Raw genomic sequence first — 14,449 nt, forward strand, 5'->3', positions numbered from 1 at the left:
CGGCATTCGCAGGAGATCCGCCATGAGCAGAACCCCGGTATTAGAGATGCGCAGCATTGCCAAAACGTTTGGCAGTTTCCACGCGCTCAAGGGTGTGGATTTGACGGTCTTTCCCGGAGAGATCCACGCGCTGATGGGCGAAAACGGCGCGGGAAAAAGCACGCTGATGAAAATCCTCGCGGGAGCCTATACCGCCACCAGCGGTGAGATCCTGATCGACGGTCAGCCGTTTCACATTAAAGGGCCGAAAGATGCGCTGGCCGCAGGCATTACCCTGATTTATCAGGAGATGCAGCTCGCGCCCAACCTGACCGTTGCCGAAAATATTTTTCTTGGCAGCGAGCTGTCGCGCGGCGGGATGGTGCAGCGCAAAGAGATGGCCGCCCAGGCGCAGGCGGTGATTGAGCGCCTCGGCGCACAGTTCAATGCCACCGACCTGGTGATGAAGCTGACCATCGCCGAGCAGCAGCAGGTGGAAATCGCCCGCGCGCTGCACCGCAACAGCCGCATTCTGGTGATGGATGAGCCCACCGCCGCCCTCTCCTCGCGGGAAACGCATCGCCTGTTTGAACTGATTTTGCGCCTGCGCGATGAAGGGATGGCGATCATCTATATCAGCCACCGCATGGCGGAAGTGTATGAACTTTCTGACCGCGTCAGCGTTCTGCGCGACGGGCAGTACGTCGGCAGCCTGACGCGCGACAAGCTGAACGCCTCCGAGCTGGTGCGCATGATGGTGGGCCGCCCGTTAAGCGATCTGTTCAACAAAGAGCGTGATATTCCCCTCGGCAGCCCGCGCCTCAACGTCCACCACCTCACCGACGGTAAAAAGGTACAGCCGTGCAGCCTGCAGGTCCGTTCCGGCGAAATCGTCGGGCTGGCGGGCCTGGTGGGGGCCGGACGCTCCGAGCTGGCGCAGCTGATTTTCGGCGTGCGTAAAGCCACCGGCGGCATGATTGAGGTCGACGGCGAGCCGGTGGTGATCCACTCCCCGCGTGCGGCCATCGAAAACGGCATCGGTTTTCTCACCGAGAACCGCAAGGAGCAGGGGCTGTTTCTGGAGCTGGCGGCGCAGGAGAACATCACCATGGCGACGCTGGAGCGCGACGCCACCTTCGGTATGTTAAACCGCAAAAAAGCCCAGTCGATTTCCGATGACGCCATTGCCCTGCTTAACATCCGCGTACCCCATTCGCAGGTGCGCGCGGGCGGGCTGTCCGGCGGCAATCAGCAAAAGCTGCTGATCTCCCGCTGGGTGGCCATCGGTCCGCGCATTCTGATTCTGGACGAACCCACGCGCGGCGTGGACGTCGGCGCGAAAAGCGAGATCTACCGCATCATGAACCAGATGGCGCGCAAAGGGGTGGCGATTTTAATGATCTCCAGCGAGCTGCCGGAAGTGGTGGGCATGAGCGACCGGGTGTACGTGATGCGGGAAGGCAGCATTGCGGGTGAACTCCACGGGCGCGACATCTCTCAGGAAAACATTATGACGCTGGCAACCGGCGTGAACGACACTCATCATCAGGCGGTGCAATCATGACAACTCCAACCCATCCGCAGCAGGTGGCGAAATCCGCCTCCGCCAAAAAAATGCTGATGAGCGATCTGATGCAAACGGTCGGCATCCTGCCGATTCTTATCCTGATTGTGGCGGTATTTGGCTTTATCGCCCCGAACTTCTTCACCGAGAGCAATCTGCTCAACATTACCCGTCAGGCGTCGATCAACATCGTGCTGGCGGCGGGAATGACCTTCATCATTTTAACCGGCGGGATTGACCTCTCCGTGGGCTCGATTCTGGGCACCACGGCGGTAGCGGCGATGGTGGTCTCGCTTATCCCTGAATTTGCGATGCTCTCCATTCCGGCCGCGCTGATGCTCGGCATGGTGCTGGGCCTGTTCAACGGCGCGCTGGTGGCCTTTGCCGGGCTGCCGCCCTTCATCGTGACGCTCGGCACCTATACGGCGCTGCGCGGCGCGGCGTATCTGCTGGCGGACGGCACGACGGTCATTAACTCCAACATCAGCTTCGAGTGGATCGGCAATAACTACCTCGGCCCGATCCCGTGGCTGGTAGTCATTGCCCTTGCGGTGATTGCTATCTGCTGGTTCATCCTGCGCCGCACCACGCTAGGCGTACATATCTATGCAGTGGGCGGCAACATGCAGGCGGCGCGACTGACCGGCATCAAGGTCTGGCTGGTGCTGCTGTTTGTCTACGGCATGAGCGGCCTGCTCTCCGGGCTTGGCGGCGTGATGAGCGCCTCGCGCCTCTACAGCGCCAACGGCAACCTCGGCACGGGCTACGAGCTGGATGCGATTGCGGCGGTGATCCTCGGCGGCACCAGCTTCGTCGGCGGGATCGGCACGATCACCGGCACGCTGGTCGGCGCGCTGATCATCGCCACCCTCAACAACGGCATGACGCTGATGGGCGTCTCCTACTTCTGGCAGCTGGTGATCAAAGGGGCGGTGATCATCATAGCGGTGCTGATCGACAAATACCGTACCCGACACCATCAAAGTGCATAACAACAAAACCCTACAGCTTCGAGGAAAACAACATGCGTTTGAAACCGTTAGTGACCGCGCTCTGTGCTGGCGCGCTGCTTGCCGCAACGCCGTTTGCGCAGGCAAAAGATCTGAAGTCCATCGGCGTGACGGTGGGCGACCTGGCCAACCCGTTCTTCGTGCAGATCACCAAAGGTGCCGAGCTGGAAGCGCGCAAGCTGGCTGGCGATAACGTCAAGGTGACGCTGGTCTCCAGCGGTTACGATCTGGGCCAGCAGGTGGCGCAGATCGATAACTTCATTGCCGCGAAGGTGGACATGATCATCCTCAACGCCGCGGATTCCAAAGGGATCGGCCCGGCGGTGAAGCGCGCGAAGGACGCCGGGATCGTGGTCGTTGCGGTTGACGTGGCGGCGGAAGGGGCGGATGCGACCATCACCTCCGATAACACCCAGGCGGGCGAAATGGCCTGTAAGTACATTACCGATCGCCTGAAAGGCAAAGGCAACGTGGTGATCATCAACGGACCGCCGGTCTCTGCGGTGCAAAACCGCGTGGAAGGCTGCCAGACGGAATTCAAAAAACATCCGGATATCAAGGTGCTCTCGGATAACCAAAACGCCAAGGGCAGTCGTGAAGGCGGTCTGGAAGTCATGACCTCCCTGCTGGCGGCCAATCCGAAGATCGACGGCGTGTTTGCGATTAACGATCCGACGGCGATCGGTGCCGATCTGGCCGCGAAACAGGCTCAACGCAACGAGTTCTTTATCGTCGGCGTGGATGGCAGCCCGGACGGTGAGGAAGCGCTGAAGCGCGAAAACTCCCTGTTTGTCGCGACCCCGGCGCAGGATCCGCAGGTGATGGCGGCAAAAGCGGTGGAGATCGGCTATGACATTCTACAGGGCAAACCTGCGCCGAAAGCGCCGGTGCTGATCCCGGTGACGATGATCGATAAAAAGAACGTCGGGACCTATAAGGGCTGGACGGTTAAGTAACCTCGTTGCGGCCTGATGCCCACACCCTAACCCTCTCCCACAGGGAGAGGGAACTTACTCCCCCTCCCCCTTGAGGGTGAGGGCTAGGGTTTTGCAAAAAAAGCCAGGAGTCCCCATGAAACGCTCCGACATCAATGAAATTCTCGGCCACACGCGACAGTTTTTTTCCATGCACGACGTGCACCTCCCGCCGTTTGCCAGCTTCCCGCCCACAAAATGGCAGCAGCTTGACCAGGCCGCATGGCAGGAAGTGTTCGACCTCAAGCTCGGCTGGGACGTGACGGCGTTCGGCGGCAACAGCTTTGCCGCTGAGGGCCTGACGCTGTTTACCCTGCGCAACGGCTCGCCCAACGGCGTGCCTTATGAAAAGTGCTATGCCGAAAAAATTATGCACGTGCGCGACGGCCAGGTGACGCCGATGCATTTTCACTGGCGCAAGCGGGAAGACATCATCAACCGGGGCGGCGGGAATCTGATTATTGAGTTATGGAATGCCGGGGCGTATGAAGAGACGGAAAACACCGACGTGACGGTCACCGTCGACGGCTGTCGTCAGACCCACGCGCCCGGCAGCCAGCTGCGCCTCACGCCAGGGGAAAGCATCTGCCTGACACCCACTCTGTACCACAGCTTCTGGGGCGAACGCGGCTTCGGCGACGTGCTGGTTGGGGAGGTGTCATCGGTAAACGACGACGAGCACGACAACCACTTTTTGCAGCCCGTTGCCCGCTATAACAACATCGAAGAAGACGAACCGGCGCTGCTGGTGCTGTGCAACGAGTACAACCTGTTCCGGATATAAGGAGTAAATGATGCCATTGATCTCTCTTGCCGACGGTCTGGAGCACGCCAGGGCGCATCGCTACGCGCTGGGCGCGTTTAACGTGCTCGACTCCCACTTCCTGCGCGCGCTGTTCGCCGCCGCGAAGCAGGAACGCTCGCCGTTTATTATCAACATCGCCGAAGTGCATTTTAAATACGTCTCCCTGGATTCGCTTGTCGAAGCGGTTAAGTTCGAAGCCGCCCGTCACGATATTCCCGTGGTGCTCAACCTCGACCACGGCCTGCATTTCGAGGCGGTGGTGCGCGCCCTGCGCTTAGGGTTCAGCTCGGTAATGTTCGACGGCTCTACGCTGAGCTATGAGGAGAATATTCGCCAGACGCGGGAGGTGGTGAAGATGTGCCACGCGGTCGGCGTGTCGGTGGAGGCGGAGCTGGGCGCGGTCGGTGGCGATGAAGGCGGCGCGCTGTACGGGCATGCGGATGAAGCGTTCTTTACCGACCCGCAGCTGGCGCGCGAGTTTGTCGATTCAACCGGCATTGACGCGCTGGCGGTTGCCATCGGCAACGCGCACGGCAAATACAAGGGCGAGCCAAAACTCGATTTCCCACGCCTGGACGCCATTCGCCAGCAGACGGGCCTGCCGCTGGTTTTACACGGCGGCTCCGGGATTAGCGATGCCGACTTCCGCCGCGCCATCGAGCTCGGCATTCATAAAATCAACTTCTACACCGGCATGTCGCAGGCCGCACTCGCCGCCGTTGAGCAGCGCATGGCGAACCGCCAGCCGCTGTACGATGAATTTGCTGAACTGCTGCTGGGGATAGAAGAGGCGATTGCCGATACGGTCGCCGAACAGATGCGCATCTTCGGCAGCACGGGGCAGGCATAATGGAACGCAAAGGCATCATCGCCGCAGGCAACATGCTGGTGGATCACGTCCACCAGATCGTGCAGTGGCCGGAGCGTGGCTGGCTGGCGGAAATTACCCACAGCGAACGCTCCACCGGCGGCGCGCCGCTCAACGTGCTGCTGACGCTGGCGAAAATGCACGTTGGCCTGCCGCTGCAGGCGGTGGGGCTGATTGGCGAAGATGCCGACGGGGATTACATTCTGGCGATGCTCGACCAGTACCACGTCAACCGCCAGCGGGTTCAGCGCACCACCTTTGCCCCGACCTCCATGTCGCAGGTGATGACCGATCCCAGCGGACAGCGCACCTTCTTCCACTCGCCGGGCGCCAACCGCCTGCTGGATCTTCCCGCCTTCGATCGCTTAGACGGATCGATGAAGATCTTCCATCTCGGCTACCTGCTGCTGCTCGACAGCCTGGATATGCCCGATGACGAGTTTGGCACCCGCAGCGCGCGCCTGCTGGCGCAGATGCGCGACCAGGGGTATGAAACGTCGCTCGATCTGGTTTCCCGCAAGGGCGACCCGCGCTATCAGCCGCTGGTGCTCCCAGCCCTGCGCCACCTTGATTATCTGGTGATTAACGAGCTGGAAGCCGGGGAGTTTAGCGGACTGGAGATGCGCGACGCCGACGATGCGCTGAATATCGCCCATATCGCCGATGCCGCGACGCAGCTGCTGGCGGCAGGCGTGCGTCAGCGGGTGGTGATCCACTGTCCGGAAGGCGCATGGGGCGAAGCACCGGGTGAGCAAGGCCGCTGGATCCCATCATGGTTGCTGGAGCAGAAAGAGATTGTCGGCAGCGTTGGCGCGGGCGATGCGTTTTGCGCGGGGTTTTTATACGGCTGCCATGAATCGCTGCCGCTCACGGAGAGCATTTATCTTGCACACGCCTGCGCGCGGGCCAGCCTGCTGGCCGCCAACGCGATTGACGGCGCGAAAACGCTGGCCGAGCTGCAGCTGTTTATCAAAGAGAATACTTAGGCCGCTTTCTCGCTATGGGAAACGTCGGTGGCAAACACATAGCCCAGCCCACGGATGGTTTTGATGAGCGCAGGCTGATGCGGGTTAGCCTCTATCTTCCGGCGCAGGCGCATGATCAACACGTCAATCGTGCGGTCGAACACGTCCGCGCTTTCGCTGTGGGTCAGCTCAAGCAGCTGGTCACGACTCAGCACCCGACGGGCATTTTGCGTAAGCGCCAGCAGCAGGCCGTACTCGCCCTGGGTTAAGGGGACAGGGTTACGCTGCGGATCGCTCAGCTCACAGCGGGTGGTATCAAGCGTCCATCCGTTAAAAGCAATGCCCGCTACGGGCGCTGCGGGGACTTCCGCCGCCAGTACGCCGGTACGGCGCAATACCGCTTTTACGCGGGCGACCACCACGCGCGGGTTGAACGGTTTGCCAATATAATCGTCGGCCCCCATCTCCAGCCCCACCACCACGTCTGACTCACTGCCCAGCCCGGTTAACATAATCACCGGTAGCGCCGGGCGCTGCTTTTGCAGCTGCAGCAAAACCTGTAAGCCGTTGATATCCGGCAGCATCATATCCAGCAGCACCAGCGCGATATTCGGCTCCTGTTGTACCTGCCGCAGTGCATCCTGGCCGTTATGGCAAATAAGCACGCTAAAGACGTGCTCGCTCAGCACGTCCTGAAGCAGTTCGCAGACTGCCGTATCGTCATCAACCACCAGGATCGCCGGTTTCATCGTATGCTTCCGTCAGGGGATTATGTTAAGTCTGAACCATTCTGCCGTCGGCTCCAGTCAAATGGTTTTTTCAGTGACGGAAATTCAACCCATGTCACATCCGCTGCCCTGTCGACACGTCAATTTTGACGATTGGCTGCTTTTTGTCAGGGTTTTCACCGCGAAGGGACCGTAAAGTCAGGGTATACCCATACAAAAAACATGGCATAGAAGCTGCATAGTGGGTGCGAATGATTCGATTAACTGGAGCAGACTGATGAAAAAAGTCGTCACGGTTTGCCCTTATTGTGCCTCAGGTTGCAAGATCCACCTGGTGGTCGATAACGGCAAAATCGTCCGGGCGGAGGCCGCACAGGGGAAAACCAACCAGGGCACGCTATGCCTGAAAGGTTACTACGGCTGGGATTTTATTAACGATACCCAAATCCTCACCCCGCGCCTGAAAACCCCTATGATCCGCCGCGAGCGCGGCGGCAAGCTGGAAGCCGTCTCCTGGAGCGAGGCGCTGGATTACGTCGCCACGCGTCTGAGCGCCATCAAGGCCAAGTATGGCCCGGATGCGATTCAGACCACCGGCTCCTCACGCGGGACGGGGAATGAAACCAACTATGTGATGCAAAAATTCGCGCGCGCCGTTATTGGAACCAATAACGTCGACTGCTGCGCTCGCGTCTGACACGGCCCATCGGTTGCAGGTCTGCACCAGTCGGTCGGTAACGGCGCAATGAGTAATGCCATCAACGAGATAGATAACACCGATCTCGTCTTCATCTTTGGTTATAACCCGGCGGATTCTCACCCTATCGTCGCGAACCACGTTATTCGCGCTAAGCAGAACGGGGCGAAAATCATCGTCTGCGATCCGCGCAAAATTGAAACCGCGCGCATTGCGGATATGCACATCGCGTTAAAAAACGGCTCGAACATCGCGCTGTTGAACGCAATGGGGCACGTCATTATTGAGGAGAACCTGTACGACCAGGCGTTTGTCGCGACCCGTACGGAAGGTTTTGAAGAGTATCGGAAAATTGTCGAAGGCTATACGCCAGAGTCGGTGGAAACAATCACCGGCGTCAGCGCGCAGGAGATCCGCCAGGCGGCACGGATGTATGCCGGGGCGAAAACCGCCGCCATCCTGTGGGGAATGGGCGTGACCCAGTTCTATCAGGGCGTGGAAACCGTGCGTTCTCTGACAAGCCTCGCGATGCTGACCGGCAATCTGGGTAAAGCGCACGTCGGCGTTAACCCGGTACGTGGTCAGAATAACGTCCAGGGCGCCTGCGATATGGGCGCGCTGCCGGACACCTACCCGGGCTACCAGTACGTGAAGTTCCCGGAAAACCGCGCTAAGTTCGCGAAGGCCTGGGGCGTGGAAAGCCTGCCGGAACACACCGGGTATCGCATCAGCGAGCTGCCGCACCGCGCGGCGCACGGCGAAGTACGTGCGGCCTACATCATGGGTGAAGATCCGCTTCAGACCGACGCCGAGCTGTCTGCGGTGCGCAAGGGGTTTGAGGATCTGGAGCTGGTGATTGTCCAGGATATCTTCATGACCAAAACCGCGGCGGCGGCGGATGTGATTTTACCGTCGACCTCCTGGGGCGAGCATGAAGGCGTCTACACGGCGGCGGACCGCGGCTTCCAGCGCTTCTTTAAGGCGGTCGAGCCGAAGTGGGACCTGAAAACGGACTGGCAGATCATCAGCGAAATCGCCACCCGCATGGGCTACCCGATGCACTACAACAACACTCAGGAGATCTGGGACGAGCTGCGCAATCTGTGCCCGGACTTCTACGGGGCAACCTACGAAAAAATGGGTGAGCTGGGATACATCCAGTGGCCGTGTCGCGATGAGTCCGAAGCCGATCAGGGGACGTCATACCTCTTTAAAGAGAAGTTCGACACCCCGAACGGGCTGGCGCAGTTCTTCACCTGCGACTGGGTCGCGCCGATCGATAAACTCACCGACGAGTATCCGATGGTGCTCTCCACCGTGCGTGAAGTGGGCCACTACTCCTGTCGTTCGATGACGGGTAACTGCGCCGCGCTGGCGGCGCTGGCGGACGAACCGGGCTACGCGCAAATCAACACCGCCGACGCAGCGCGCCTCGGCATTGAGGATGAAGCGCTGGTGTGGGTGAACTCGCGCAAAGGCCGGATCATTACCCGAGCGCAGGTCAGCGATCGTCCGAACAAAGGGGCGGTCTATATGACCTACCAGTGGTGGATTGGCGCCTGTAACGAGCTGGTGACGGAGAACTTAAGTCCGATAACCAAAACGCCGGAGTATAAATACTGCGCCGTACGCGTGGAGCCGATTGCGGATCAGCACGCTGCGGAACAGTATGTCATCGACGAATATAACAAGCTGAAAGCCCGACTGCGCGAAAGCGCAATGGGCTGAAGCCGTTAATTAATCAGTGAATAAAGGGAGTGAGATATTCACTCCCTTTTTATTTCCGATTAACTCATCAAATATATGAATTATTATTCTGGAAAGCGGCTCGCAGAAATAATGTAATTTTCGCGAAAAAGAATTACATCTTTGCATTTTAATTCAGAGGGATAAGATGTGCGGCGGGTGCTTAAGACTTTCTGTCTTGAGCATTGTTGAGGGACAGAAAGTAGAAAGCCCCGGGAAATTTTCATTTACCCGAGGCTACTCTCCCTCAACTCCGACAAGTTGAGAGTAGCCTCTTATTCTTTTTTTGACAAGGAGTAAAAGGCATGACGCCATTAAAAACTGCGTTAGGCATCGTCTTTATTATTTGCCTGACGATAGTGATCTTTACCTTTATTACTCGAGGTAAGTTATGCGAGTTTTCAATAAAGGGTGAACATCAGGAGGTGGCGGCAAAATTAGCCTGTAACGCAGGCTAACCTCTACGGGCGGAACCACTGTTCCGCCCGGCTTGCAGGATGCTGAGGTCTTAATGCACCCATTTTTTTCTTCTGTCGCCGCGATTATACTGCGCGGCGTGTACCCCGATGATAAGAACCCATGAAACATATTTTTCTGTTGTTGTTACTTTTTACATCGCTTGTCCGTGCCGACGAGATTGGCAGTCAGTACAAAGAACAGGCTGAAGCGGGTGACGCCCGTGCCCAGTATTATTTGGCCGATACATACTTTAGCTCCGGTGACAGCAAGCAGGCCGCGCTGTGGGCCGAGAAAGCCGCTAAAGGTGGCGATGTCGACGCCATGGGGCTGCTCTCTCAAATCCTCTTTACCCAGGGAAATTATGCGCAAGCTAAGGCACTGGCGCAGCAGGCAACCATCGCGGGCAGCAAACGCGGCGCGATCATGCTGGCGCGCGTGCTGGTCAACACTCAGGCAGGTACAACCGACTATCCCCAGGCCATCAAACTGCTGCAAACGGCGACCGAAGATATCGACAACGACTCTGCGGTAGATGCGCAAATGCTGCTGGGGCTGATTTATGCCAACGGCGTTGAAGTGGTCCAGGACGACGTACAGGCCGCCTCGTGGTTCAAGCGGAGCTCGGCACTTTCACGCACGGGCTACGCCGAGTACTGGGCGGGGATGTTGTTCAGGCAGGGTGAGAAAGGCTTTATCACGCCCAATAAACAGAAAGCGCTGTACTGGTTGAACCTGAGCTGCACTGAAGGGTTTGATACGGGATGCGAAGAGTTTGATGCGCTGAGCGGAGAGTAAAGCATTGCCCGGTGGCGCTGCGCTTACCGGGCCTACGGCTTGTGTAGGCCGGGTAAGGCGAAGCCGCCACCCGGCTTTTAACATTACTGGTCAGCCGTCTTATCAAAACGACCCAGCACCTCGCGTTCATACGCCAGCGCTTTTTTACGATCGAATTTGTGTTCCCACTTGGCGATAACCAGCACCGCCAGGGCATTCCCCACCACGTTCAGCGCGGTACGCGCCATGTCGAGGATACGGTCCACACCGGCGATAAACGCCAGACCTTCCAGCGGAATACCGACGCTGCCAAGCGTCGCCAGCAGCACCACGAAGGAGACGCCCGGAACGCCTGCAATACCTTTGGACGTCACCATCAGCGTCAGCACCAGCACGATCTCCTGCCACAGCGACAGGTCAATGCCGTACAGCTGCGCAATAAAGATAGCGGCGATGCTCTGGTACAGCGTCGAACCGTCCAGGTTAAAGGAGTAGCCGGTCGGTACCACGAAGCTGGTAATAGAGGCAGGCGCGCCGTAGGCTTCCATCTTCTCAATGATGCGCGGCAGCACGCTCTCAGAACTTGCCGTGGAGTACGCCAGAATCAGCTCATCTTTCAGGATGCGAATCAGGATCCAGATGCTCAGCCCGCACAGGCGCGCCACGATCCCCAGCACCACCAGCGCGAAGAACAGAATGGCGAAGTGCACCAGGAGCACCAGCTTCGCCAGCGGCCACAGGGAGGCAAAACCGAAGTTCGCCACGGTCACCGCGATAAGCGCAAACACCCCTACCGGCGCATAGCGCATCACCATGTGCGTCACTTTAAACATGGTTTCGGAGATAGAGCGGAACACGGTCACCAGCGGCTCACGGTGCGTCGCCGGCAGGGAAGAGAGCCCCAGACCAAACAGCACCGAGAAGAAGATGATAGGCAGCATCTCGCCCTTCGCCATCGACGCCACGATATTGGTCGGCACCAGCGACAGGATAGTGCCCATCAGGCCATGCGCATGGCTCTGCACGTCAGCGGTCGTACTTTGGTATTTCGAAATATCCACCGTTGCCAGCTGCGACATATCGATCCCGGACCCCGGCTGGAACACGTTCGCCAGCGTGATACCGAGGATAATCGCAACCGTAGTGATCACTTCGAAATAGATAATGGTTTTCGCACCAATACGGCCTAACTGCTTCGCATCGCCGACGCCCGCAATACCGACCACCAGCGTCGAGATCACAATCGGCACCACAATCATCTTGATCAGATGAATAAAGATATCCCCTGCCGGTGAAAGCAAGTTCGCAATCAGCCATTCGCGGCTGTCGCTATGATAGTGGAGGTAACTGCCCAGCAAGATGCCCAGCACAAGGGCGATTAAGATCTGCCAGGCAAGGCTGACTTTAACGTTTTTCATAGAAACTGACTTCCTCAATGAAGCGCCTTGTTCACTCAAACTGCATGAACAGGGAGACATACTGAAAGGGTATGAATTGTGTTGCGTTGGTTTATGGGATTTTTTAACGCGGCGTATGAGTATCATTTGCGCGACCTGTTGCGCAAGCCTTAAAGAACGACGCGTTTCACTCACAAAAGCGACGATGACGGGAGTTTGTTCTAATTCTGATAAATAACCTTTTGTTATAAAAACGCTTTTTTAAACATAAATGTGAATAATCGTCAGCATCAATTATTTTCCTTCAAAGTTTCATTCGCTCAATTTTCATACTATTCAAACAATGCGTGATCTGTAGCCCAAATAATAAACAAAGCTTGTAAAGCCCCTACAATTAACGTTTTTGCGACATATTATTAACATCTTACAAGGAGAAAAAAAGCCATGAGCCAAATACATAAACACGACATTCCCGCAAATATTGCGGACCGTTGCCTGATCACCCCGGAGCAGTACCACGAGAAATATCAGCAATCTATCACCGCCCCGGACACCTTCTGGGGTGAGCAGGGCCATATCCTTGACTGGATCAAACCTTATCAGAAGGTGAAGAACACCTCCTTTGCGCCCGGCAATGTCTCCATTAAATGGTATGAAGATGGCACCCTGAACCTGGCGGCGAACTGCCTCGATCGTCACCTCGCCGAGCGCGGGAATGAGACGGCCATCATCTGGGAAGGCGATGACGCCTCGCAAAGCAAACATATTACGTACAAAGAGCTGCACCGCGACGTGTGCCGCTTCGCCAACGTCCTGCTGGAAAAGGGCATTAAAAAAGGCGATGTGGTCGCTATCTATATGCCGATGGTGCCGGAAGCTGCGGTGGCCATGCTGGCCTGCGCGCGTATCGGCGCGATCCACTCGGTGATTTTCGGCGGGTTCTCGCCAGAGGCGGTTGCGGGCCGTATTGTCGATTCCAGTTCAAAACTGGTGATCACCGCCGATGAAGGCGTGCGCGCCGGACGCGGTATCCCACTGAAGAAAAACGTCGACGAAGCGCTGAAAAACCCGAACGTCAAAACGGTCAGTAACGTCATCGTCCTTAAGCGTACCGGCGGCAAAATCGACTGGACCGAGGGGCGCGACCTGTGGTGGAGCGACCTGATTGAGAACGCGAGCGACCAGCATCAGCCGGAAGAGATGAACGCAGAAGATCCGCTGTTCATTCTTTATACCTCCGGCTCCACCGGTAAGCCGAAAGGCGTCCTGCACACCACCGGCGGCTATCTGGTCTATGCGGCCACCACCTTCAAATACGTCTTCGACTACCATCCGGGCGACATCTACTGGTGTACCGCCGACGTGGGCTGGGTTACCGGACACAGCTACCTGCTGTACGGACCGCTGGCCTGTGGCGCAACAACGCTGATGTTTGAGGGCGTACCAAACTGGCCGACCCCGGCGCGTATGTGTCAGGTGGTCGACAAACACCAGGTCAACATTCTCTACACCGCGCCAACGGCGATCCGCGCACTGATGGCGGAAGGCGATAAAGCCATCGAAGGCACTGACCGCTCTTCATTGCGCATCCTCGGTTCCGTGGGTGAGCCAATCAACCCGGAAGCCTGGGAGTGGTACTGGAAGAAAATCGGCAACGAGAAATGCCCGGTGATGGACACCTGGTGGCAGACCGAAACCGGCGGCTTCATGATCACTCCGATGCCGGGCGCCACGCAGCTGAAGGCCGGTTCCGCAACCCGTCCGTTCTTCGGCGTGCAGCCTGCGCTGGTGGATAACGAAGGCAACCCGCTGGAAGGCGCCACCGAAGGCAACCTGGTGATCACAGACTCCTGGCCGGGTCAGGCGCGTACCCTGTTCGGCGATCACGATCGCTTCGAGCAGACCTACTTCTCGACCTTTAAAAACATGTACTTCAGCGGCGACGGCGCGCGTCGTGACGAAGACGGCTATTACTGGATAACCGGGCGCGTGGACGACGTGCTGAACGTCTCCGGCCACCGTCTGGGCACCGCTGAGATTGAATCGGCGCTGGTGTCGCATCCGAAGATTGCCGAAGCGGCGGTTGTGGGCATTCCGCACAACATCAAAGGCCAGGCGATTTACGCCTATGTCACTCTGAACCACGGTGAAGAACCGTCGCCTGAGCTCTACGCTGAGGTGCGCAACTGGGTGCGTAAAGAGATTGGCCCGCTGGCGACGCCGGACGTGCTGCACTGGACCGACTCGCTGCCGAAAACCCGTTCCGGCAAAATTATGCGTCGTATTTTGCGCAAAATCGCGGCTGGAGACACCAGCAACCTCGGTGATACCTCAACGCTCGCGGATCCTGGCGTGGTGGAAAAACTGCTCGAAGAGAAGCAGGCCATCGCGATGCCTTCCTAGTGTTTTCTCCCTCTCCCTGTGGGAGAGGGCTGGGGTGAGGGCATCAGACCGCACCTTCCTCCCCTCACCCTAACCCTCTC

General features: G+C 57.9%; 12 protein-coding genes. 10 read left to right on the forward strand and 2 right to left on the reverse strand.

Features of this window, described 5'->3' with window-relative positions:
• The first annotated feature begins 22 nt into the window (after positions 1-22).
• The 6 genes from UR289_RS17125 (at position 23) to UR289_RS17150 (ending at position 6,186) form a co-directional block, all read left to right on the forward strand.
• Positions 23-1,543 (forward strand): sugar ABC transporter ATP-binding protein, encoded by a 1,521-nt coding sequence (locus tag UR289_RS17125; protein WP_023310078.1) that lies wholly within the window; start codon positions 23-25, stop codon positions 1,541-1,543.
• The gene (locus UR289_RS17130) at positions 1,540-2,535 is read left to right on the forward strand and encodes an ABC transporter permease subunit (protein ID WP_032662554.1); all 996 of its coding nucleotides are present in this window, start codon (positions 1,540-1,542) and stop codon (positions 2,533-2,535) included. Before UR289_RS17125 ends, UR289_RS17130 begins: the two co-directional genes overlap by 4 nt.
• 32 nt (positions 2,536-2,567) lie before the next feature.
• Positions 2,568-3,509 (forward strand): ABC transporter substrate-binding protein, encoded by a 942-nt coding sequence (locus tag UR289_RS17135; RefSeq protein ID WP_021242935.1) that lies wholly within the window; start codon positions 2,568-2,570, stop codon positions 3,507-3,509.
• 115 nt (positions 3,510-3,624) lie between these two features.
• Positions 3,625-4,311 carry a D-lyxose/D-mannose family sugar isomerase gene (locus UR289_RS17140; protein ID WP_221703280.1) on the forward strand — a complete coding sequence of 229 codons (687 nt, stop codon included), beginning with the start codon at positions 3,625-3,627 and terminating at the stop codon, positions 4,309-4,311.
• Positions 4,312-4,321: 10 nt separating this feature from the next.
• Positions 4,322-5,182: a ketose 1,6-bisphosphate aldolase gene (locus UR289_RS17145; protein ID WP_320711101.1), complete on the forward strand. Its 861-nt coding sequence runs from the start codon at positions 4,322-4,324 to the stop codon at positions 5,180-5,182.
• Complete coding sequence (locus UR289_RS17150) at positions 5,182-6,186, forward strand: carbohydrate kinase family protein (RefSeq protein ID WP_039262394.1); 1,005 nt, start codon at positions 5,182-5,184, stop codon at positions 6,184-6,186. The genes UR289_RS17145 and UR289_RS17150 overlap by 1 nt, the downstream gene beginning before the upstream one ends.
• On the opposite strand, the gene UR289_RS17155 is transcribed toward UR289_RS17150, so the two are convergent.
• Complete coding sequence (locus UR289_RS17155; RefSeq protein ID WP_033144423.1) at positions 6,183-6,914, reverse strand: response regulator; 732 nt, start codon at positions 6,912-6,914, stop codon at positions 6,183-6,185. The genes UR289_RS17150 and UR289_RS17155 overlap by 4 nt on opposite strands.
• Before the next feature lie 256 nt (positions 6,915-7,170).
• Between UR289_RS17155 and fdhF the strand changes: the two genes are divergently transcribed.
• From fdhF to UR289_RS17170, 3 genes are all read left to right on the forward strand, one after another.
• Positions 7,171-9,318, forward strand: a complete 2,148-nt coding sequence (fdhF, locus tag UR289_RS17160; RefSeq protein WP_080958252.1) for a formate dehydrogenase subunit alpha — start codon at positions 7,171-7,173, stop codon at positions 9,316-9,318.
• A gap of 323 nt (positions 9,319-9,641) precedes the next feature.
• Positions 9,642-9,794, forward strand: a complete 153-nt coding sequence (locus tag UR289_RS17165) for a Hok/Gef family protein (RefSeq protein WP_032644722.1) — start codon at positions 9,642-9,644, stop codon at positions 9,792-9,794.
• A gap of 121 nt (positions 9,795-9,915) precedes the next feature.
• Entirely contained in the window at positions 9,916-10,590 is a 675-nt protein-coding gene (locus UR289_RS17170) for a tetratricopeptide repeat protein (RefSeq protein ID WP_064672981.1), read from the forward strand.
• A gap of 83 nt (positions 10,591-10,673) precedes the next feature.
• Here UR289_RS17170 and gltP read toward each other — a convergent pair whose 3' ends face one another.
• A complete protein-coding gene (gene gltP, locus UR289_RS17175) occupies positions 10,674-11,987 on the reverse strand; it encodes a glutamate/aspartate:proton symporter GltP (RefSeq protein ID WP_023310067.1) in 1,314 nt (437 codons plus the stop codon).
• Positions 11,988-12,410: 423 nt separating this feature from the next.
• Between gltP and acs the strand changes: the two genes are divergently transcribed.
• Entirely contained in the window at positions 12,411-14,369 is a 1,959-nt protein-coding gene (acs, locus tag UR289_RS17180; RefSeq protein WP_048976116.1) for an acetate--CoA ligase, read from the forward strand.
• Positions 14,370-14,449: the final 80 nt, after the last annotated feature.

Source organism: Enterobacter sp. 302C9 (assembly GCF_034106085.1).
Classification (GTDB): Bacteria; Pseudomonadota; Gammaproteobacteria; order Enterobacterales; family Enterobacteriaceae; genus Enterobacter; species Enterobacter asburiae_B.